Annotated in this window: 19 protein-coding genes; 9 read left to right on the top strand and 10 right to left on the bottom strand. The window is 61.5% G+C overall.

Annotated elements, in window-relative coordinates; all coding sequences use genetic code 11:
- Positions 1-15 precede the first annotated feature (15 nt).
- Positions 16-888 (top strand): glycoside hydrolase family 25 protein, encoded by an 873-nt coding sequence (locus Q4S41_RS06010; protein WP_305030196.1) that lies wholly within the window; start codon positions 16-18, stop codon positions 886-888.
- Positions 889-968: 80 nt separating this feature from the next.
- On the opposite strand, the gene Q4S41_RS06005 is transcribed toward Q4S41_RS06010, so the two are convergent.
- Complete coding sequence (locus tag Q4S41_RS06005) at positions 969-1,190, bottom strand: hypothetical protein (protein ID WP_305030195.1); 222 nt, start codon at positions 1,188-1,190, stop codon at positions 969-971.
- 118 nt (positions 1,191-1,308) lie between these two features.
- Between Q4S41_RS06005 and Q4S41_RS06000 the strand changes: the two genes are divergently transcribed.
- The 3 genes from Q4S41_RS06000 to Q4S41_RS05990 all read left to right on the top strand — a co-directional run bounded on the left by Q4S41_RS06000 (position 1,309) and on the right by Q4S41_RS05990 (position 3,796).
- Positions 1,309-1,710, top strand: coding sequence for a septal ring lytic transglycosylase RlpA family protein (locus tag Q4S41_RS06000; protein WP_305030194.1), 402 nt, complete (start codon positions 1,309-1,311; stop codon positions 1,708-1,710).
- A gap of 36 nt (positions 1,711-1,746) precedes the next feature.
- On the top strand, positions 1,747-1,941 hold the full coding sequence (locus Q4S41_RS05995; RefSeq protein WP_305030193.1) for a hypothetical protein: 195 nt from the start codon (positions 1,747-1,749) through the stop codon (positions 1,939-1,941).
- Positions 1,942-2,239: 298 nt separating this feature from the next.
- On the top strand, positions 2,240-3,796 hold the full coding sequence (locus Q4S41_RS05990; protein ID WP_305030192.1) for an alpha/beta hydrolase family protein: 1,557 nt from the start codon (positions 2,240-2,242) through the stop codon (positions 3,794-3,796).
- Positions 3,797-3,817: 21 nt separating this feature from the next.
- Here the strand turns inward: Q4S41_RS05990 and Q4S41_RS05985 are convergent, their stop codons facing one another.
- The 3 genes from Q4S41_RS05985 to glgP form a co-directional block, all read right to left on the bottom strand.
- On the bottom strand, positions 3,818-4,189 hold the full coding sequence (locus tag Q4S41_RS05985) for a hypothetical protein (RefSeq protein WP_305030191.1): 372 nt from the start codon (positions 4,187-4,189) through the stop codon (positions 3,818-3,820).
- A 68-nt stretch (positions 4,190-4,257) separates the two neighbouring features.
- Entirely contained in the window at positions 4,258-4,920 is a 663-nt protein-coding gene (locus tag Q4S41_RS05980; RefSeq protein WP_305030190.1) for an SOS response-associated peptidase, read from the bottom strand.
- 151 nt (positions 4,921-5,071) lie between these two features.
- On the bottom strand, positions 5,072-6,724 hold the full coding sequence (glgP, locus tag Q4S41_RS05975) for an alpha-glucan family phosphorylase (RefSeq protein WP_305030189.1): 1,653 nt from the start codon (positions 6,722-6,724) through the stop codon (positions 5,072-5,074).
- 266 nt (positions 6,725-6,990) lie between these two features.
- Between glgP and Q4S41_RS05970 the strand changes: the two genes are divergently transcribed.
- From Q4S41_RS05970 to Q4S41_RS05955, 4 genes are all read left to right on the top strand, one after another.
- Positions 6,991-8,868, top strand: coding sequence for an alpha-amylase family glycosyl hydrolase (locus Q4S41_RS05970; RefSeq protein ID WP_305030188.1), 1,878 nt, complete (start codon positions 6,991-6,993; stop codon positions 8,866-8,868).
- Positions 8,869-8,932: 64 nt separating this feature from the next.
- Entirely contained in the window at positions 8,933-9,640 is a 708-nt protein-coding gene (locus Q4S41_RS05965; protein ID WP_305030187.1) for an SDR family oxidoreductase, read from the top strand.
- Positions 9,641-9,757: 117 nt separating this feature from the next.
- Complete coding sequence (locus tag Q4S41_RS05960) at positions 9,758-11,581, top strand: alpha-amylase family glycosyl hydrolase (RefSeq protein WP_305030186.1); 1,824 nt, start codon at positions 9,758-9,760, stop codon at positions 11,579-11,581.
- A gap of 92 nt (positions 11,582-11,673) precedes the next feature.
- On the top strand, positions 11,674-13,086 hold the full coding sequence (locus Q4S41_RS05955) for an MFS transporter (RefSeq protein ID WP_305030185.1): 1,413 nt from the start codon (positions 11,674-11,676) through the stop codon (positions 13,084-13,086).
- A gap of 87 nt (positions 13,087-13,173) precedes the next feature.
- On the opposite strand, the gene Q4S41_RS05950 is transcribed toward Q4S41_RS05955, so the two are convergent.
- From Q4S41_RS05950 to thrA, 6 genes are all read right to left on the bottom strand, one after another.
- Entirely contained in the window at positions 13,174-14,475 is a 1,302-nt protein-coding gene (locus tag Q4S41_RS05950; RefSeq protein ID WP_305030184.1) for a protoporphyrinogen/coproporphyrinogen oxidase, read from the bottom strand.
- A gap of 228 nt (positions 14,476-14,703) precedes the next feature.
- Entirely contained in the window at positions 14,704-15,393 is a 690-nt protein-coding gene (locus tag Q4S41_RS05945; protein ID WP_305030183.1) for a c-type heme family protein, read from the bottom strand.
- 77 nt (positions 15,394-15,470) lie between these two features.
- On the bottom strand, positions 15,471-16,766 hold the full coding sequence (gene thrC / locus Q4S41_RS05940) for a threonine synthase (RefSeq protein WP_305030182.1): 1,296 nt from the start codon (positions 16,764-16,766) through the stop codon (positions 15,471-15,473).
- The gene (locus tag Q4S41_RS05935) at positions 16,763-17,197 is read right to left on the bottom strand and encodes a hypothetical protein (protein ID WP_305030181.1); all 435 of its coding nucleotides are present in this window, start codon (positions 17,195-17,197) and stop codon (positions 16,763-16,765) included. The genes thrC and Q4S41_RS05935 overlap by 4 nt, the downstream gene beginning before the upstream one ends.
- Positions 17,194-18,129 carry a homoserine kinase gene (locus tag Q4S41_RS05930; RefSeq protein ID WP_305030180.1) on the bottom strand — a complete coding sequence of 312 codons (936 nt, stop codon included), beginning with the start codon at positions 18,127-18,129 and terminating at the stop codon, positions 17,194-17,196. The genes Q4S41_RS05935 and Q4S41_RS05930 overlap by 4 nt, the downstream gene beginning before the upstream one ends.
- Positions 18,130-18,210: 81 nt before the next feature.
- Positions 18,211-20,661, bottom strand: a complete 2,451-nt coding sequence (gene thrA / locus Q4S41_RS05925) for a bifunctional aspartate kinase/homoserine dehydrogenase I (protein ID WP_305030179.1) — start codon at positions 20,659-20,661, stop codon at positions 18,211-18,213.
- Between the two features lie 117 nt (positions 20,662-20,778).
- Between thrA and prfA the strand changes: the two genes are divergently transcribed.
- A complete protein-coding gene (prfA, locus tag Q4S41_RS05920; RefSeq protein WP_305030178.1) occupies positions 20,779-21,852 on the top strand; it encodes a peptide chain release factor 1 in 1,074 nt (357 codons plus the stop codon).
- Positions 21,853-21,891: the final 39 nt, after the last annotated feature.

Raw genomic sequence — 21,891 nt, 5'->3', positions numbered from 1 at the left:
TGAGCCGCACCGCCCATGCCGAACCCCTCCCCCACCCGCCAAGCCCCCGCTCCTGCCCCGCCCCGCGCTCCGCGTCGGGCCTGGCGCAGCGTGCTGCTGGGCGGGCTGCTGATAATGCTCACGGTGGGCGCGGCGTACTACCTGCGCCACCAGGTGCAGCTCAACCGTTATGCCCGCCGGGCCTGGGCCACCTTCACCAAAGGCGGCCTTACGGGCCGCGAAAAAACGCCGCTGCTGGCCGGCTATTCGGTGCACGGCATCGATGTATCGGCTTACCAGGGCCGCATCGACTGGCCCGAGGTGGCCCGCCACAACGTGCGCTTTGCCTTCATCAAAGCCAGCGAGGGCGCCACCCTGCGCGACGCCCGCTTTGCCCGCAACTGGCGGGAAGCCCGCAAGGCCGGCGTGCTCTGCGGGGCCTACCACTACTTCCAGCCCAACCGCAACGGCCAGGTGCAAGCCGACCTTTTCGCCCGCACCGTGCCCCTGGCGCCCGGCGACCTGCCGCCCGTGCTCGACGTGGAAGCCGCCAATTTTCACGACGTGGCCGTGCTGCGCCGCGAGGTGGCCCGCTGGCTGCGCCTCATCGAGGCGCACTACGGCGTGCGGCCCATCCTCTACTCCAACCACAGCTTCTATAAGCGCCACCTGGCCGGGCACTTCGACGCTTACCCGCTCTGGCTGGCGCACTACGAGGTGGAGCGCCCCGCCCTGGCCCGCAGCAAGTGGATAATCTGGCAGCATTCCGACGAAGCCTACGTGCCCGGCATTCGCGGCGTGGTCGATTTCAACGTATTCCAAGGCAATTTCAAAGACTTGGAAGCCTTGCGCGTGCCGCCTCCTCCGGCCCCACCCAAACTGCCGACGCCCAGGGCCCGCCACCGCTGATGCCCAAAAAAACCGCCCGGCCTGCGGCTTCCGAAGAAGCGCGCAAGCCGGGCGGCTTTTCATGTAGCGAGGCGGTTGGCCTACATTTTGTCTTTCGACATCATCTTGCCATCCTTCTTCATCATCTTCCCGTCTTTCTTGGCCATTTTGTCTTTCGAGCCCATTTTGCCGTCCTTCTTCATCATCTTGCCTTCGGTCTTCTCCTCTTTTTTCATCATCTTGTCGTCGCCCTGCTGCGCGTGAGCAGCCAGGAAGGTGCACGAAAGGGCTACGGCCGAAGCCAGTTTCAACAGGTTTTTCATGGTTTTGAGTTGGTTAAGAAAAGTGGTGTTGGGTGAGAAACTCGGCCGAAAGGTTATCGCAAATCATTAAGTTTAGATGAAGCAAAATCACAAGGCCAAAATCCTATACCTCATTCCTTTGAGGTGCCTCTTCTGGCTTCTGCCGGGCCTGCTTTTGCTGGCTTCGTGCGGGGGCAGCCGCAACGCGGGCAACGGCAGTACCAAAGCCCCGCGTGGCACCTATACCCAAACCGGCCTCGGCTCCTACTACGCCGACAAATTCAACGGCCGGGCCACCGCTAGCGGCTCCACCTACCGCCCCGGCCAGATGACGGCCGCCCACAACACGCTGCCCTTCGGCACGGTCATCCGCGTCACCAACACGCGCAACGGCCGCTCCGTCGACGTGACCGTGACCGACCGCGGGCCGCACACCAAAGGCTACATCGTGGACGTGTCGCGCCGCGCCGCCGAGCAGCTCGACATCGTTTCGGCCGGCGTGGTGCCCGTGCGCCTCGTCGTCATCAAGGCGGCGCCTTAACGGTGTTTATTTGTCTTCTGAAACCGATTTTTCGCCATGAACATTCGCAAAAAAGTCCGCTGGACACTGCCCCCCAATACCAACCGCTACGCTGCCCTCGACCTCTGGGTGCCCGCCGCCGAAGACGAAGGCTGGTCGGAAGCCGAAGTCCAGCACGTCATTGATGAAGTGGTAGAAGCCGACAATGACGCCGCCGGCCTCGAAGTGCTGGCCTGGTACACGGCCTCGTAAACCACTGCGAACCCATACAGCCGTTCACCTTTTTTGCCCCTCGAATTTTGGCATTTGCGCCAGATTTCGAGGGGCTTTTTCGTGGAATGCAATGAGTATTGCAGCCGAGTGTTGGCAGGCATTAAGCCGAGGTAGAAGAACACAGATAGCAAATTATTAAATAATGCCGCTAAATATTTTAATAAAATTTATATTCAATAGATTCACAAAGCAAGAATTTATTGTACTTTTGAATACAATCCTGTTTTAATGACAGCAAGTCGGGTTTGCTGTAGCTCAAAAACGGAGACGCGCCGCCATGAAAACATTCCGTACCCAATTAATTATCAACATCTTCACTATGCTGGCAGTTGCCTTGAGCAATAGTGCTCAAGCAGGCATAATCGACCACCCCCAGTTGGTAGGCCACTGGACAGGCCAGCTAGCGGTGCCGGGCGGTAGCCGACAGGTTTCCATCACCATTGCCGAGCGAACCGACGGCACCACCGTGGCCCTACTGGATGTGACTGCCGCCAAGCTGAAAAACAGCCCGATGCGGGTGGTGAGCAGTGCTGATAGCGTGGCTTTTTACGCCGACAATGCGGGGTGCCGGTTCGTGGCCCTGCCCGTGGCCGAGGGCAAACGCCTGCGCGGCCAATGGCAGCAGCCCGGCTTCCGCACCACGCTGGTACTCGACCGCACCCCGACGGGCGCTGCCCCGGCCGCATCGGCGCTCAAAGGCATGTCGATGGCTTACAAAACCGAAGAAGTACGGGTGAGCAGCCTGAACAGCCCCAACCCTGAGCTCGGCCTGGGCGGCAGCCTGAGTATGCCACTCGGCGCCGGGCCGTTTCCGGCCGTGGTGCTCCTGGCCGATGGCAGCAAAGCCGAGCGCGCCGAAGGCACCTATAACCTCCTCGATGAACTGGCCGATTACCTCACGCGGCAGGGCTTAGCAGTATTGCGCCTGGACAGCCGCGGCACGGGTCGCTCGGCCGCCATCCCCGCGGCCAATTCCCGCGCCGAGCTGGTGGCGGATGCGCAGTCGGCCCTCACCTTTTTGCGCGCTCACGCGGACATCAACCCGCTGCGGGTGGGCCTGCTGGGCCACGGCGACGGCGCCAACGTGGCGCTGCAAGTGGCTGCCGTAGCCCCGGCGCCGGCCTTTCTGGTGTCGCTAGGCGCGGCCGGGGTGAATGGCCAGGAGCTTTTGGCCCGCCAAACCTCCTTGGTGAACCAGCCTGGCGAGCCCGACACCGCCCAGCTGGCCTGGGACCGCAAAGAAATGCAGGTGATGACCCTGGCCCGCCGCGAAGCCAAAAAGCAGCTGGCCGCCGGCACCTCGGCCCAGCAAGTGCAGGTGCGCGTAGCGCAGGAGCAAATGCGCCTAGACGCAGAAGCGCAGAAGCGCAGCGACGCGCTCTATAAGCGGCAGTACGCCATGCTCGAAATCATTCGGCAAACGGCCGACAATGCCCAGGCGCAGGCCATTGTGGCCAATATGCTGAAGCAGCTCTACCCCGGCCTGCCGTCGGCCACGGCCCAGAAGCGGGCAGCCCAGCTCACCAGCCCCTGGTACCGCTCGCTCCTGGCCTCCAACCCGCAAACCGACCTCGGCAAGGTGAGCTGCCCCACGCTGCTGCTGCACGGCACCGCCGACTCGCAGGTGCTCACGGCTACCAATTTGCCGCTGCTCGAAAAAGGTTTGAAAGCCAACAAGCACGTCAATAGCCAAAAGCTGGACGGGCTGAACCACGACTTCCTGGCGCCGGCCAGCGCCCAGGCCCTGGCCGCCGGCACCGAGCAGCACCCCGCCGCTTCGGCCGATGCCCTGGAAGCCATTCGGGAATGGGTGGTGCAACAGGTGAAGCTGTAGAATCAGGGCAAAAAAGCCTTATTAGGCCAGCGGCTTGGGCTGAAATGCCTGGCGCAGCCACGCACCGGCCAACGCGGCGAGCCCGCCGCTTAGCCCGGCGACCAAGCCTGCCACCAACACCAGCGCCGGCACCGAACCGCCCAGTGGCAACAGCTGCGCCATGCGGTGCGCCAGCAGCCCTTCGTTTTGGTAGGCCAGCCACGCGGCGGGAAGCAGCCAGCTCAGGGCGGCGCCACTAAATCCGGCCCCAAAGGCCACCCGGCCCGTGGGTGCAATGGCCAGCCCTACAATAAACGCCACCACGGCCAGGCTCCACCACGGCAAGTCGAGTTGCACCGCCGAGGCCAGTACGAGAATGAGAATCGGTAAAAGCCAGGGGTTGCGCCAGTTCATACGGGCAAGATAGGGGAATTGTCGTTGCGAGGCCGCAGGCCGTGGCAATGACAGCGGTCAATGCAATTTCAAGCGGCCGCCAGCACCTCCGGGTCGTTGTTGGCCGGCGAATTCACTCGCTTGCTGATGACGTATTCCCGCATCGCCGCAGCGTCATAAGGCAGCAGCAGTTCCTGGTGCGCCTTCAGGCCGAGGCCATCATCGAGCCAGACTTTTTCGGCGGCGCGGGTGGGCAGGATGACGGGCATGCGGTTGTGAATACCGGCCATCAGCGCGTTGGGTTCCGTGGTGATGATGGTGAAGGTGGGGTGCAGTTCGCCGGTGCTGCGGTCGACCCATTCATCCCAGAGGCCGGCGAAGGCGAAGGGCTGCTCATCACGCAACAGAATGCGGTGCGGCACCTTACCGGCCGGCGTAGCCTGCCACTCGAAGAAGCTGTCGGCCAGCACTAGGCAGCGCTTGCGGCCCAGCAACTGCCGAAACGAGGGCTTCTCGGCCAGCGTTTCAGCACGGGCGTTGATGGGCTTGGGGCCGGCGGCGGGGTCTTTGCTCCAGCCGGGCACAAGGCCCCAGCTCAGCAACTGAATCTGGCCGGGTTTGGCGTTGGTGATGACGGGCAGGCGCTGCGAGGGCGCGGCGTTGTAGGTGGTTGGGGCCGGCTCGGTGAACGTGGCGTCGAAACGCTGCTCAACGGTTGGCGCGGGAACGATGAAGGTATAACGACCACACATGGCAGGAAGGGGGAAATAAAAAGAACGTCATGCTGAGCGCAGCCGAAGCATCTCTACCGCAATAGCAATCCAATCGGATTACGTTAGTTGCGCGGTAGAGATGCTTCGGCTGCGCTCAGCATGACGTTCTGTTTACGCCATTGCGCCGAACTTACGCCTTGTACAGCAGCTCGTAATATTCACGAGCCATGCGGCTACTTTCGAACTCTGGCTCCACGTCCTTCATGGCGGTTTTCACCACTTTCAGGAAGTTTTTGGGTTGGTCGTAGTACAGCGGCAGCACGGTGTTTTCGAGCACGTCGAGCAGGGTGGTGGCTTCCTGGTCGTCCTTCACGTTGTCGGGCAAGGTTTCTTCGGCGTGGGCGATGATGAAGCCGTTCTCGCCGTCCTTGCAGAACTCCGGAATCCAGCCGTCGGCGATGCTCAGGTTCACGCTGGCGTTCATGGCGGCGGTCATGCCGCTGGTGCCGCTGGCCTCGCGGGGGAAGCGTGGCGTGTTCAGCCAGATGTCGGAGCCTTTTTTGAGGGCGGCCGACAGGCCCAACTCGTAGCCGGTGAGCACGGCGCAGTTCTTCAGATTGGCGGTGCGCTTGATGATTTCATTAAACAACGCCACCGCGCCAAAATCCTTAGGATAAGGCTTGCCGGCCCAAATCATCTGAATGGGGCGCTTGGTGTTGCTAGCCAGCTCTACGAAGCGCTCGAAGTGGCGCAGAATCAGGTCGGCACGCTTGTAGCCGGCAAAGCGGCGGGCCCACACGATGGTGATGACCTCGGGGTCAAACACGTTGCCGGTCTGGTCGGCCACTATCTTGAACAGTTCCTTTTTCAGCTCCTGCTTGCGGGCCAGCAGGTCGGCGTCGCTCTTGCTTTTGAGGGCAGCGGCCAGCTGCGGGTCGCGCCAGTAGGTGCCGTTCTGGCTGTTGGTGATGGGGATGATGGGGCAGATGCCTTCGTAGTGGCCCCACATTTCGTTGGCCACGCGGCCGTGCACCTTGCTCACAGCGTTGGCTTTGCGGGCGAAGCGCAGGGCCGTGAGGGTGTAGTTCAAGGCGTCGCCGGTGCCAATGCGGGCTTCGCGGCGCACGGCTTCCTCGGGCATGGTGCCGAAGAAGGTCATGTCGAGCAGCAGCTTCATGGGGCGCTCTTCGTTGCCGGCCAGCTCGGGCGTGTGGGTAGTGAAAACGAGGCGCTTCTGCACTTCGGCCAGGTCGCGGCCGTGCTTTTCGTAGAGGTAGAAGGCTAGTGGTAGGCCGTGGCCCTCGTTGAGGTGGTACACGTCGGTTTTGCGGCCGAGCTCATCGAGCAATTTGCCGCCGCCCACGCCCAGCAGGATGCTCTGGGCCACGCGGGCCGCGGCGTCCGGGTCGTAGAGGTGGTGCGAGATGGTGCGCGAGATGTAGTCGTTTTCCGGAATGTCGGTGGTCAGGAAGAACATCGGCACGGTGCCGAATACTTCCGGGGCCAGGTACATCGCCTTCACGTGCACATCAGCCCCGTGGATGGTGATGGGGAACACAATGCCCGTGTCCTGCAGAAACGAGTAGTGCTTCTGGCGGAACTCGGCGCGCATGGTCTGGTCTTCGGCGCGGCCCTGGTCGTAGTAGCCGAAGCTCCACAGGATGCTGATGCCGACTAGGTTTTGCTTCAGCTCGAAGCCTGAGCGCATGTGCGAGCCGGCCAAGAAGCCCAGGCCGCCGGAGTAGGTTTTCAGGGCCTGGTCGACGGCGAATTCCATCGAGAAATACGCGGCGGCCGTCTTGTATTTGGCCGCGGGCGCGTAGGGTTTGAACGTAAAAGCCATAGAGAGGTATGGTGCCCGCTGGGGCAGGCAATGAAGAAAAATTCGGGTTGAAAAAAGAAATTTCTCCAAGCTAAGCAGTAGCTCAAAGAAGCCGCAATGTGCAAACGTTTCGACAAATAACGCGAAAGCTCCATATGAAGCTTGCGCTAAACGGCTTGCTCCCTAACGGCAAGCAGCGGAGCGGGGTTAGCTAGGCGGCCGGGGAAGTTGTTATTTTGCCCTCTCGCTTCTCTCAAATATTCCCTTTTGACATGATATTTTCTCGCTTGCTGCTTGCTGTAGCCGCGCCCCTGCTACTGGCCGCCACCAGCCCCGCGGCAGTAGCCGCCACGCCACTGAGTAGCGCCGTCGCGCCGCCCGCCAAGGCCGCGCCCAGCATCCGCATCGACCCGACCTACTGGTGGGTGGGCATGAAAAACCCCAAGCTGCAGCTGCTGGTGCACGCGCCGGGCATTGCGGGCGCCACGGCCAGCATCGCGGCCTACCCTGGCGTGACGCTGGAAGGCAGCCAGAAGCTGGAAAGCCCGAACTACCTCGTCGTCAACCTCACCATCGGCGCCGACGCCAGGCCCGGCCAGCTAAAACTGAGTTTCAAAGGCAGCAAAAGCCTGACGTATACCTACGAGTTGCGCGCCCGCAACACCGACCCGCAACGCACGCAGGGCCTCACCCAAGCCGATTTCATTTACATGCTGATGCCCGACCGTTTCGCGAACGGTGACCCGAAGAACGACGTGGTGAAGGGCACTCGTGCCCCGCGCGTGGCCCGCGACTCGATGTACGCCCGCCACGGCGGCGACCTCAAGGGCATTCAGAACCACTTTGCCTACTTCAAGCAGCTGGGCGCCACGGCCATCTGGCCCACGCCCATCATCGAAAACGACATGCCCAAGGCCAGCTACCACGGCTACGCGGTAACGGACTGCTACAAGATTGACCCGCGCTACGGCACCAATGAAGAGTACCAGCAATTTGTGAAAGCCGCGCACGCCGATGGCCTGAAAGTGGTGCAGGACATCGTGCTCAACCACTGGGGCAGCTACCACCACCTGTTCCTCGACAAGCCGGCGGCCGACTGGTTTCATGCCTTCCCCAAATTCACGCGCTCGAACTACAACGCCTTCGCGTTGAACGACCCCTACGGCTCGAAGCGCGACTACACACTGTTTAACGACGGCTGGTTCGACACGACCATGCCCGACGTGAACCAAGGCAACCCGCTGGTGGCTACTTACTTGATTCAGAACTTCCTGTGGTGGGTGGAGTCGACGGGCATCGACGGCTACCGCATCGATACCTATCCTTATTCGGAGCCGAACTTCCTGATGCAGTGGGGCAAGGCCATTGGCGAGGAATACCCCAAGCTGGCGCTGTTTGGCGAGGCCTGGGAAGGCACCGAGGCCGAGCAGGCGTTCTTTGCCCAGAACATTTTCCCGCCCGTTAATGGCTTTAAGTCGAACCTGCCGGGCGTGCTCGATTTTCAAATCTGCTTCGCCGTGGCCGATGCCTTGAAAACCGAAAACGGCGACCTGAGCAAGCTTTACCACGCCCTGCAGGGCGACTGGATGTACGTGGACGCCACCCGCAACGTGCCCTTCCTCGACAACCACGACATGAGCCGCTTCTACTCGGTGATTGGCGAGGACTTCAATAAGTTCAAGACCGGCATGGCTTGGCTGCTCACGCTGCGCGGCACGCCGCAGCTCTACTACGGCACCGAGGTGCTGATGAAGAACTTCTCGAACCCCGACGGCAAGGTGCGCGAGGATTTCCCCGGCGGCTGGGCCGGCGATAAGACAAACTACTTTGTGGCGCGCCCTGGCCAGGCCGGCGAGGCGTTCGACTACATCAGCAAGCTGGCCAACTACCGCAAGACGCACTCCGTTTTGAGTTCGGGCAAGTTGATGCAGTTTATCCCGCAGGATGGGGTGTACACGTACTTTCGCTACAACGATGCGGGCGAGTGCGTGATGATTATTGCCAACAACACCAAGAACGAGAAGAAGGTGGACGGCACCCGCTTCGCCGAGCGCACGGACGGCTTTTCGTCGGGCGTGGAAGTGGTGAGCGGGGCCACGGTTTCGGACCTGAAAACGCTGAACGTGCCGGCCCACACAGCTTGGGTACTGGAACTGCGCAAATAATCCTGCCGTTGGCATAAGCCGCCCGGGCGGCAATTTCCTGTTTCTTCGGCTAACTCCTGCCCCCATGACTGACCTCACCGACCAAGTAGCCATCGTATCCGGCGCGAGCCGCGGCATCGGCAAAGCCATTGCGCTGCTGCTGGCCCTGCAAGGCGCCAAAGTGGTAGCCGTGGCCCGCAATGAAGCCGAGTTGGAAGAGCTTACCCAGAAAACGCGGGGCTTGTGCATCGTGGCCGATATTGCCATTGAAGAGGACGCCCAGTACGTGGTGCAGGAAACTCTGCGCCACTTCGGCCGCCTCGACATCCTCATCTGCAACGCCGGCGTGGGCTCCTTTAATGAGTTGGAGCAATTCGAAGCCGCCGAGTGGGACCGGATTTTCGATACCAACGTGAAGGGTACCTTCCTGCTCTGTAAGGCTGCCGTGCCGCATTTTAAGGCTCATAAGCGCGGCCACATCGTGGGCATTACCTCCGATGTGGCCAAGCGTACCTTCGCCCACGGCACGGCCTACGGCGCCAGCAAATTTGCCCAGGACGCCGTGCTGGCCAGCCTGCGCAAGGAAGTGCGCCCGCACGGCGTGAAGGTGAGCACCATCTACCCCGGCCTGGTCGACACCTACTTCAACGACACCACGCCCGGCAGCCCCGAGGCCGAGAAAACCCACCTCCGCCCCGCCGACGTGGCCCAGGCCGTGCGCTACGTGCTCGAAGCCCCTGCCCACGTGGTGGTGGACGAGTTGATGCTGCACCCGCTCACGCAGGAGTGGTAAAATGGTAAATGAGTAAGTGAGTAATGGGCCTGATAAGCACTTAGCGCACGCCTGTCCCGCCAACACTCTACTCATTTACTCAATTGCTCATTTACCAATTGACTAACTTGCCGCATCATGAAACAACTGTTGCTGGCTGGCAGCCTCCTCACCCTGGCTGCATTCGCTTTGCCTAACCCGCCCGTGGACAAAAAACGCCCCGCCGCCCAAGACCCCAACACCACTGCGGAGGTGCCTCAGGATAATAAGCTCGTCATCTACCAGGTGATGACGCGCCTGTTCGGCAACAAAGTGGCCCTGAACAAGCCCTATGGCACCATCACCGAGAACGGCTGCGGTAAATTCAACGACATCACCGACAAGGCCCTTGACGAAATCAAGAAGCTGGGCGTGAGCCACGTATGGTACACCGGCGTGATTGAGCACGCCACCATGACGGACTACACCGCGTCGGGCATTCCGGCCGATGATGCCGACGTAGTGAAGGGCCGCGCCGGCTCGCCCTACGCCATCAAGGACTACTACGACGTGGCCCCGGACCTGGCCGTGGTGGTAAAAAACCGCATGCCCGAGTACGAGGCCCTCATCAAGCGCACCCACGACCACGGCCTGAAAGTGCTGATGGACTTCATCCCGAACCACGTGGCCCGCTCCTACAAGTCGGACGCCAAGCCGGCGGGCGTGGTTGATTTGGGTGCGACGGATGATAAAACCAAGGCCTTCGCGGCCAACAACAACTTCTACTACCTGCCCGGCAAGAGCTTCGTGGTGCCCGCCAACTACAACCCGCTCGGCCCTTTGAAAGGCCCGCGCGAGGACGGCAAGTACGCGGAGATGCCCGCCAAAGCCACCGGCAACGACGTTTTTTCGGAAGCGCCGAGCGTGAACGACTGGTTCGAGACGGTAAAGCTGAACTACGGCGTGGACTACCAGAACGGCCGCAAAACCCACTTCGAAACCGTGCCCGATACCTGGAAGAAGATGCGCGACATCCTCCTGTTCTGGGCCGGCAAAAATGTGGATGGTTTCCGTTGCGACATGGCCGAGATGGTACCGGTCGAGTTCTGGGCCTGGGTGATTCCCGAGGTGAAGAAGGTGAAGCCCGGCATCATTTTCATTGCTGAAGCCTACAACGCCAAGGAGTATAAAACCTATCTCGACAAGGGCAAATTCGACTTCCTCTACGACAAAGTGGGCCTCTACGACGGCCTGCGCCGCCTGATGCGCCAGGAAGGCACCACCGACGACATCACCAAAGTGTGGAAGGAGGAGAGCAACGGCTTCTCGTCGCGCATGCTGCGCTTCCTCGAAAACCACGACGAGCAACGCATTGCCAGCAAGGACTTTGCCACCGACCCGCGCCGCGCCAAGCCGGCCATGACCGTGACGGCCACCCTGGCCAGCGGCCCGGTGATGCTCTACTTCGGGCAGGAAGTAGGCGAGCCGGGCAGCGGCGCCGAAGGCTTCAGCAGCGAAGATGGCCGCACCAGCATCTTCGACTACTGGGGCGTGCCCGAGCACCAGAAGTGGCTGAACCAAGGCAAGTTCGACGGTGCCAAGCTCAGTCCCGAGCAGAAAAGCCTGCGCGAATTCTACGCCCGCCTCCTAACGGTGACCAGCCAGAACGAGGCCCTGCGCAAAGGCCGTTTCTACGAGTTGCAAGACGCTAATAACCTCGGCAAGGAGTACAACCAGCGCTACCTCTACTCCTATCTGCGCTACACCGACAAGCAGCAGGTGCTGGTAGTAGTCAATTTCTCGGCCGACAAAACCTACCGGCCCACCATCACCATTCCGGCCGAGGCCATGAAGGCCATGGGCCTGAGCCCCACCAAATTCTACACCTACACCGACCTGCTCGACACCGACGAGCCCCGCAACGGCCTCAGCCTGACGCTGGCTCCGCTGTCGGCCTACATTTTCGAGATAAAGCCGCGCTAACGTTTGCGCTGTGCGGCGTAAATCCCTAAATTTGAAGGCTGTGGTGCCCCGGTTTCGGGTGCGCTGCAGCCTTCACTCTTCTCCCCTTCTTCATGGCCGCTCCCACCGCCGCACCCACTACTAACACCAGCGCCAAGCCCCGCCTCAGCTTCTGGCAAATCTGGAACATGAGCTTCGGCTTCCTGGGCATTCAGTTCGGCTTCGCGCTGCAAAACAGCAACATGAGTCGGATTTTTGAGACCATGGGGGCCAAAACCGATGAAATTGCCTTCCTGTGGCTGGCAGCGCCCATCACCGGCCTGCTGGTACAGCCCGTCATCGGCTACTTATCCGACCGTACGTGGCATCCCCGGTTTGGCCGGCGGCGGCCGTTTTTCTTTATCGGCGCGCTACTGGCCTCGCTGGCGCTGGTGGTGATGCCCAACGTGACGGCCTTGTGGATGGCCGCCGGCATGCTCTGGATTCTCGATTCGAGCATCAACATTTCCATGGAGCCCTTCCGGGCGCTGGTGGGCGACTTGCTGCCCTCGCAGCAGCGCACCACGGGCTTCGGGGCCCAGACGTTTTTCATCGGCGTGGGCGCCATCGTGGGGTCGTCGCTGCCGTGGATGTTCGCCAACTGGTTTGGCGTATCGAATACGCCCGAGCCCGGCCACATCTCGCTGTCGTTGAAGTACTCGTTCTACGTGGGCGGCCTCGTGTTTTTCCTGGCCGTGCTCTGGACAGTGCTGCGCACCAAGGAATACCCGCCGGCCGACCTGGCCGAGTTTGAAGCGGAGAAAGCGCGCACCGCCGGCTTTGCCAACGGCTTCCGCGAGTCGTTCGCCGGCATTTTTCACATGCCCAAAACTATGCAGCAGTTGGCGTGGGTGCAGTTTTTCTCGTGGTTTGCGCTCTTCTCGATGTGGATTTATACCACGCAGGCCGTCACCAGCCACGTCTTTCACACCACCGATACTTCGTCGGCGCTCTACAACCAGGGCGGCGACTGGGTGGGTGTCTGTTTCTCGGTGTATAATGGTTTATCGGCCGTGGTGGCGCTGCTGCTGCCGCTGGTAGCCAAGGCCACCAGCCGCCGCTTCACCCACATGCTGGCGCTGGTGTGCGGCGGGCTGGGACTGATTTCCATCTACTTCATTCAGGATTACCACTATATTTTGCTCTCGATGGTGGGCGTGGGCATTGCCTGGGCCAGCATCCTGAGCGTGCCCTACGCCATGCTGGCCGGCGCGCTGCCGGCCAACAAAATGGGTTACTACATGGGTGTGTTCAACTTTTTCATCGTGATTCCACAGGGCGCGGCCGGCCTCATTCTGGGCCCGCTCACCAAGCACGTCTTCCATGACCAGCCCATCTACACTCTCATTCTGGGCGGCGTTTCCATGATTATTTCGGGCCTGCTTACGCTGCGCGTGCACGATGCCGATGACGTGCACCTGCCCATACAAGAGCCCGCCGAGAGCCTTGGCTACGACGCCCTAGCTCCGGCCAACCCACAGGTGTAACGCGCTATTACACTACCCATGAAAAAGGGCTGCTTCCGAATCGGAAGCAGCCCTTTTTGTTAAGCTTCTTTTTAGAGAAACTCCCTGTCAATTCTTTATTATCATCTCCGCCACCTCGCGGCCGGTGGCCAGCGCCGCATTGAGCGACGGGTAGGCGGCCCAGTCGCCGCAGCGGTACAGGCCATCGGCCAGCTTGAGGGGCTGCTCCACGGGCTGGCCAGCCAGATACACCGGCAAAGCCGCCGCGATACGGTAGCTACGCAGGTGCTCCCACTCCCGCGCCGCCGGGCCAAACCAGGCGGCCAGTTCCTCGCGCACGCCGGCCGTGAGTTCGGCTTCGGTCAGGCTGCGCTCGCCGTGGGTGCTCACGGAGATGAGCGAGCGGCCGGCCGGGGCGTAGGCGCCGCTTACGTCGGCCGGGAAGGCCACGTTGTGGGCCAGCGCGCCAGGGGCGGCGTTGAGGCGCAGGAGCTTGTCGTTGCGGCCGGGCGAGTGGCCGCCGGGCGTGGCGAAGTAAGTGCAGGTGGTGATGCGCGCTGCCGTGGGGAAACGGCCGGCTTCGGTGCTGGGCGAGTCGTCGGGGTTGCCGCTGCGGCCGGCCAGCAGGCGCAGGGTCGTCAGGCCGTCGGTGGCCAGCACCACGGCGCTGGCCTCGAATACTTTGCCCGTCGTAAGCCGCACCTGCGAGCCATCGACAATGGCCGCCACGGGCGAATTGAGTTGCACCGTGCCGGCGGGCAGGCGGGCCGCCAACTGCTCGGGCAACTGCTGGATACCGAGGGCGGGAATGGCGGCATCGCCCGTCACGAATTGCTGGAAGACGAACTCAAAAAAGTTGCTGGCCGTGGTCAGCTCCCTATCCAGGAAAACACCGCCGAAAAACGGCTTGAAGAACGAATCTATCATCTGCGCGCTCCAGCCGTAGCGCTGCAAAAAGCTGAGCGTGTCGGTGGCGGGGCGGGCCAGCAATTCTTCCGGTTTGTATTTCAGCACGTGGCGCACCAAGCTGAGGATGCGCAGCTTATCGGGCAGCGTACCGATGGGCGAGCTGAGCGCCGAAAACGCCGCCAGCGGCCGCTGCAAGGGGTTTTCCAACGTGGTTTCGCGACCGTCAGCCAGCTGGATGACGGCGCCGGAGCGGAAGGCTTTTAGGTTCAGGGCGCCGTAGTCGAACAGGCGCCGGGCCTCGGGGTAGTTGGTTTGCAGCACCTGAAAGCCGCGGTCGAGCCGGAAGCCGTCGGGCGTGACGTCGGTGCGCACGCGGCCGCCCACGGCGTCGGCGGCTTCGAGCACGAGCACGGGCCGGCCGGCGCGCTGCAGCCAAGTGGCGCAAGCCAGCCCGGCCATGCCCGCGCCGATGATGATGATGGGTTTAGTAGGTGCGTTCATGAAAATCCCGTCGGGTAGGTGGTGCATACCTAACGGCGCCGAGTGGGCCCAGGGTTGCTCAGAAGCGTCAGAAGATGTCGGCAAGCTGAAAAGAGAACGTCATGCTGAGCGCAGTCGAAGCATCTCTACCGCAATACTATTCCTGACGATTGGGATTACTTACGCGGTAGAGATGCTTCGACTGCGCTCAGCATGACGTTTTAATTGCTTCTCAAAAATCACCCTGTTTCAGAACAGCTTGGGCAGCTTGTGCTCCTTCCACTTCTTACGGGTTTTCATGGTCCAGAATTCGGCCACGCCGGGGCGTTGCAGGCTGAGCTGCCAGGCGCCCATCGCCTGGCCCAGGCGGTAGCCGGTGGCCTGGTCCTGCGGGAATTTCTGCTTGATGAGGGCATAATCGGCGGCCGAAATGTCCTTCCCGGCCTCGCCGTGGCAGCGCAGGCACAGCTGGTTATTCAGCACGATGGGCCGCTGGTAGAAAAACACTTCCTGCGACAGCCGCTGAATGGTGCGCAGCGTATCGGGCTGCATTTGTTCGGCCAGCAGCGGGCCTTTGTTGGCGGGATTGCGCGGGCGCTCGCTCAGGCGCCGGGCGGTGGCCTTGAGCACCCCGGCCAGCGAATCGACGGCGCGGTAGGTTTCGGGTTTGCAAAAGCTCAAAGCCCGGGCCACGCCCCCGGCCGCCAGCTCGCGGGCCAGGGTGCGGCGCAGCAGCGTATCGGCGGTGGCGGTGAGGGAATCGCCGGCCCAGCGGGTGGCCTTCAGCAAGTCCTTGGGCATGATGCGCTTCACCTCCCAGTTATCGGCTTCAATGCCAATGCGCTTGCTATCCTTGAGGTGCTCCACCTGGTCGGGCCGGCAGGCCGCAAAGCCGGCTACCGAAGCCAACAAAGTAATTCTACACAGCAGATTTTTCACGAGCGCAGGCATTAAGATTTATTTCCGGCAAAGGTCTGAATCGTCGCGTCAAAGGCCCAAACCAGTCGCACGATTGATTACATCAGGTAGGCTTTCAAGTCCTCGTAATCAATCGAGACGGGCACACTTCGTTTGGCGCGGCCCTGCAGGGCCTGCACCACGGCCGGCAGCTCAATGGCCCGGCCCAGCACGGGCTCTACCACATCAGGGAATTTTACGGGATGGGCCGTGGCCAGAATTATCCCGGCCACCTCCGGGTGCTGGGCCTGGTAGCGGCGCAGCGCCGTGTAAGCCACCGCGCCGTGCGGGTCGAGCAGGTAGCGGTGCGCCTGCCACACTTGGCGGATGGCGGCCACGGTATCCGCGTCGCTCACCGTGTCGGCGCCGAGGGCAGCGCGCATTTTGGCGAGGTCGTTGTCGAACAGCTCCAGAATGCGGACGAAGTTGCTGGGGTTGCCCACGTCCATGGCGTTGGAAAAAGTAGGCACCGCCGGCCGGGGCGTGAAGGTACCCGTGCGTAGGTAGGCCGGCACGGGCTCGTTGGCGTTGCAGGCCGCGATGAAATGCCCCAGCGCCAGCCCCGATGCCCGCGCCAGCAGCCCGGCGCAGATGTTGCCAAAGTTGCCGCTCGGCACCGACACCACCGGCGCCGCCGCGCCCTCCGGCCACTGCTGCATGGTGAAGCAGTAGTAGAGCTGCTGCGGCAGCCACCGCGCCACATTGATGCTGTTGGCGGAAGTAAGGAAGCGTTTCTTCGCCAGCTCCGGGTCCTGAAACGCCTGTTTCACCAGCGCCTGGCAGTCGTCGAAAGTGCCCTGCACTTCCAGCGCCGTGATGTTCTGGCCCAGGGTGGTGAGCTGCTGCTCCTGCACGGGGCTCACTTTGCCGGAAGGGTAGAGAATGACCACTTCCACGCCCGGCACGCCCAGAAAGCCGCTGGCCACGGCCCCGCCCGTGTCGCCTGATGTAGCCACCAGCACGGTCACGGGCGGCGTGTCGCCGCGCTGGGCGAAGTAACCCAGGCAGCGGCTCATAAACCGCGCCCCCACGTCCTTAAACGCCAAGGTCGGTCCGTGAAAAAGCTCCAGCGCCGACACGCCCGCCGCCACCGGCACCAGCGGAAACTCGAAGTCCACCGCTTCGGCGCAGATGCGGTGCAGGTCGGCGGCGGGAATGGCGCTGCCCACGTAGGGCTGCATCACGTTCAGAGCTACGGTGGCCTTGCTCAGCGTGCGCAGCTCGCGCCGGAAGCCGGGCAAGAATTTGGGAATGGTTTCAGGAAAATAGAGGCCGCCATCCGGCGCCTGCCCGGTGACGGTGGCCGTGCGAAAATCAACCAGCGGCGACTGGTGGCGAAGGCTGTAGTATTTCATTTTTTATAAATCGTGTAGCAATTAGTCCCCGTGCAAAGCAGCTTCGGCAACGCCGAACCAATTAGCGCTTGGTATTCCAGCTGTTGATTATTTGCACCGGCATGCTTGAAGCACAAACTGTTCTTTTTCAGCTTATCCGGCAGTTCATCAGGCATGTCAACTTCGCAGTAAGCCAACTGCTTCCAGCTCCTATCAAAAAACAGGATGCGGCTATGCCCATGCAATACAGCGGCGGCCTGCACAGTATAGAAATGTGTCATCACATGGTAAAGCACTTCCCCAGTTGGGCCCCTGGCACTGCCCAAATACTTTTTGATGCTCGTCGCAGCTTGCTGCTTTCGAACATTGGCATCAGGCAGCAAATGAGGCTTTTGAGTCTGGGGCAACAGCGTAGCCCTCACGCCCAAAAACAATAGCGCGAAGAGGTTCATATTTCCTCCGAAACCACATACGCTCCCTGCGTCCCTACCGGCCCCACGTACACGTTGAACTCAATGCCCAACTCGGCAAATACGCTGCCCAACGCCGCTCCCACGACCTGTGCCGTTACCTCGTCGCGGTTCAGCATAAAAATAGATGGGCCCGAACCCGAAATACCGCCCCCAATGGCCCCGGCCGCCAGCGCCCGCTTGCGCGCCTTGGCCAAGCCAGGGATGAGTGGCAGCCGCGCCGGCTCCACAATGTAGTCGTCAAGCGAGCGGCCAATCAGCTCATAGTCAGCCGTCATAAACCCAGCCACCAGCCCGGCCACGTTGGCCCACTGACGCACGGCCAGGCCCAGCGGCACGGAAGTCGGCAGCACCTTGCGCGAGTCGCTGGTTTTTACCTCAATTTGGGGGTGCACCACGGCCACCCACAGCGGCGGGGCCGGCAGCGCCACAATGTCGATGGCCGGCTGCAAGGCCCGCACCACCGTGAAGCCGCCGAAAATGGCCGGCGCGATATTGTCGGCGTGGCGCGTGCCGGAGGCCACGGCCTCCCCTTCCATCGCAAAATCGACTAACTGCATTTTGCTGAAGCGGTTGCCCAATACAGCGTTGGCGGCCACCACCGCGCCGGCGGCGCTGGCGGCACTGCTGCCTACCCCACTGCCCGGCATAATGCCTTTCGTGATTTCTACGTCGAAGCCAATGGCTTCGGGCACGTCCTTTAACATCGCCAGCAAAGCCACGCCGGCCACGTTTTGCAGCGGGTCGGTGGGCAGGTTGTAAGAGTCGAGGTGCTGAATGCGGACGCCCGGCTTAGCGCTGCGCGTGACGCGCACAGTGTCGTAGGGCGCGGTCAGGGCGAGGCCGAATACATCGAAGCCGCAGCCGAGGTTGGAAAGTGTGGCGGGGGAGTGAACGAGAACGGAATTGAGCATAGTAGCGCGGACTTTTAGTCCGCGAGTCAGAACGATAGTTAAACTTTCAAAACGGTGTGTTCGCGGACTACAAAGTCCGCGCTACAACCTTGCTGCACGGATGATATCGGCAAACACGCCCGAAGCCGTCACCTCTGCGCCCGCGCCGGCGCCCTTTACCACCAGCGGTTGGTCCACGTAGCGGTCGGTGTTGAAAAGCACCACGTTATCCTTGCCCCGCAGGTCGTAGAGGTCGTGGCCGGGTGCTACCTGCTGCAGGCCCACAGCGGCGCGGCCGTCGGCGTAGCGGGCCACGAATTTCAGGCGTTTGCCGGCCGTCGTGGCTGCGTCGTATAGCGCCTTGAAGTGGGCTTCATGCGCCGCCATCTGGATGTAGAAGGCTTCCACGTCGCCTGCGAGGCAGGCGGGCGGCAGGAAGGTTTCAATTTCAATATCTGCCATTTCCATCACCTGACCGGCTTCGCGGGCGAGGATGATGATTTTGCGGGCCACGTCGGAACCGCTCAAGTCGAGGCGCGGGTCGGGCTCGGTGTAGCCTTCGGCCTGGGCCTGGCGCACCACCTCGGCGAAGGGCCGGCTACCGTCGTAGTTGTTGAACACAAAGTTGAGCGTGCCGGAAAGTACCGCCTCCATACGCCGCACCACGTCGCCGCTGCGCGTGAGGTCATTCAGCGTGCCGATGATGGGCAGGGCCGCGCCTACGTTCGTCTCAAATAAGTAGCTGGCGTTGAATTCTTTTGATAAGCTTTTGAGCCGGGCGTAGTGTGCGTAATCCGACGAGGCCGCCACCTTGTTGCAAGCCACAATGGCCACGCTCTTGGCCAGCAAGTCGGCGTAGATGCCCGCCGCGGCCGGGTTGGCCGTCACGTCCACGAAGATGGAGTTGCGCAGGTTCCGGCTGATAATGAGCTGGGTGAATTCCTCCAACGTCTGCTTCGGCGCCTGGGCCAGCTCCTCCGGCCAGGCGGTCAGGTCGAGGCCGTTTTCGTCCACCAGGCAGTGACGGCTGTTGGCAATGGCCACCACGCGCACCTGCAAACCCAGCTTTTCCAAGAGGTGCGGTTGCTGCCGCGCCAGTTGCTCCAGCAGCTTGCTGCCCACGTTGCCCGGCCCGAGGATGAACAGGTTCACCTGCTTCTTGGTGGCCTCGAAAAAGGCCTCGTGCAGCACGTTGATGGCCTTGCGCACATCCGCCGCCCGAATCACCGTCGAGATGTTCTTCTCCGACGCACCCTGCGCGATGGCCCGGATGTTCACCCCGTTCTGCCCCAGCGCGCCAAACAGCTTGCCGCTGATGCCGGGGTGGTCCTTCATGTTCTCGCCCACCAGCGCCACAATGGCCAAGTCCTTTTCGGGCCGTAGCGGCTCGATGCGGCCGGCGGCAATTTCGGTGGCAAACTCCTCATCCACCGCCACCTGGGCGGGCGCGGCGTCCTGCGCATTCACGCCCACGCAAATGGAATGCTCGGAGGAGCTTTGCGTGATGAGAATGACGTTGATGCGCTCGCGGGCCAGGGCCGCAAATAGCCGCTTCGAGAAGCCGGGGATGCCCACCATGCCGCTGCCTTCCAGGTTCAGCAGCGTGAGGTTGCCGATGCTGGAGATGCCCTGCACTACGGTGGCGGCGCGCGGCGGCTCCACTTCCACCAGCGTGCCGTAGTCGTTGGGGGCGAAGGTGTTTTTTATCCAGAGCGGGATGCCGCGCTGCATCACCGGCTGAATAGTGGGCGGATAGAGCACCTTGGCCCCGAAGTGCGACAGTTCCATGGCTTCCTGGTAGCTGATGCGGGCAATGGGCCGGGCGCTGCGCACGAGGCGCGGGTCGGCCGTCATCATGCCGCTCACGTCGGTCCAGATTTCCAGTTTTTCGGCATCCAGCGCGGCGGCCAGCAGGGCGGCGGTGTAGTCGGAGCCGCCGCGGCCCAGCGTGGTGGTAGCGCCGTGGGCGTCGGCGGCGATGAAGCCGGGGACTATCCAGAGCCTTTGTGGGTGGTTCTCCTTAAATATGGCCGTCTTTTTTTGGGTTGTGGCCATGTCTACTTCGGCAAAGCCAAAGCGTGAATTGGTACGAATCAACTTCCTGGCGTCAACCCAAACAGATTCAACGTCGTGATGCCCGGCAACTGTAGCTACTATTAGCGACGATGCTAACTCACCGTAGCTCATGAGTTTATCCAGCGTGCGGTTCGACAATTCACCAAGCGCAAAAACCCCATTGCATAGAGTAGTTGCTTCGTTGAATTGCATAGCGAGTTCAGCCTGATGAATCTCGGCCATAAATTCGCTGGCGGGCTCTAGCTCCTGTAACGTCATGCGATGACGCTCAGCAAGTTGTTTTAGCGTTTCGCGATAGGAAGCATCTCCTTTTGCCGCAGCTTTACCTGCATTAATCAACGCATCGGTGGTGCCGCCAAGGGCTGATACAACCATCACGACGGGCCCTTTTTCAGCAGCTTGGGCCACGATGGCCAGGGATTTTTGGATGTTTTCGGCCGAGGCCACGGACGTGCCGCCAAACTTCAGTACCTGCATAATCAAACTCCGGCCGGCGGGCGGCGGTTGGGTTATGATTCTGAATGAACCCCTCGCCTACATAGCGGTGTTTAGATTCAGTATCTTTGCAAACTACTGACTAATTCCCGAACACCGATGCTCGATAAACTAGAAGCTATTAACCAGCGCTACGAAAACGTCAACGACGAGCTGATGCAGCCCGACGTGATGTCGGACCTGAAGCGCTACAAGTCCCTGAACAAGGAATATAAGGAGCTGGGCAAGATTGTGGCGCAGTACCGCAACTACCAGCAGGTGCTCAGCAACATCGAGAATGCCCGCGAAGTCATTGCCACCGAGAAAGACCAGGACTTCCGCGAAATGGCCAAGGCCGAGCTCGACGAGCTGATGCCCGAGCAGGAGCGCCTCGAAGAAGTCATCAAAGACCTGCTGCTGCCCAAGGACCCGAACGATTCCAAGGACGTCATCATGGAAATCCGGGCCGGCGCGGGTGGCGACGAAGCCGCCATTTTTGCCGGCGACCTGCAGCGCATGTACATGCGCTTCGCCGAAAAGCAGGGCTGGAAAATGGAGCTCATGGATGCCATGGAAGGCACTGCCGGCGGCTACAAGGAAATCATCGTGGCCGTGCGCGGCGAGGACGTGTACGGCAAGCTCAAGTTTGAAAGCGGCGTGCACCGCGTGCAACGCGTGCCGGCCACCGAAACCCAGGGCCGCATTCACACCAGCGTGGCGTCCATCGTGGTGATTCCGGAAGTGGAAGAATTCGACGTGGAGCTGAACATGAGCGACATCCGCAAGGACTACTTCTGCTCCAGTGGCCCCGGCGGCCAGTCGGTGAACACGACGTACTCGGCCGTGCGCCTCACCCACTTGCCCACCGGCCTCGTGGCCCAGTGCCAGGACCAGAAATCGCAGCTCAAAAACTTCGACAAGGCCCTGGCCGTGCTCCGCTCCCGCGTGTACGACATGGAACTGGCCAAAAAGAACGAAGCCGACGGCCTGGTGCGCAAAACCATGATTGGCGGCGGCGACCGTTCGGACAAAATCCGCACCTACAACTACCCGCAGGGCCGTGTCACCGACCACCGCATCGGCTACACGGTATATAACCTGGCCAGCGTGATGGAAGGCAACGTAGATGACTTCGTGGAGCAGCTCCGCCTGGCCGAAAGCGCTGAGCGCCTGCAGGAAGGCGTCACCAAGTAAGCTTAAAGAAGGGCCGGCAGTTGCCGGCCCTTTTTCTGG

Origin of the sequence: Hymenobacter convexus (genome assembly GCF_030580955.1) — a bacterium.
Classification (GTDB): Bacteria; Bacteroidota; Bacteroidia; order Cytophagales; family Hymenobacteraceae; genus Hymenobacter.
The sequence above is the reverse complement of the archived record's forward strand: the minus strand, read 5'-3'. Positions and strand labels throughout refer to the sequence as shown.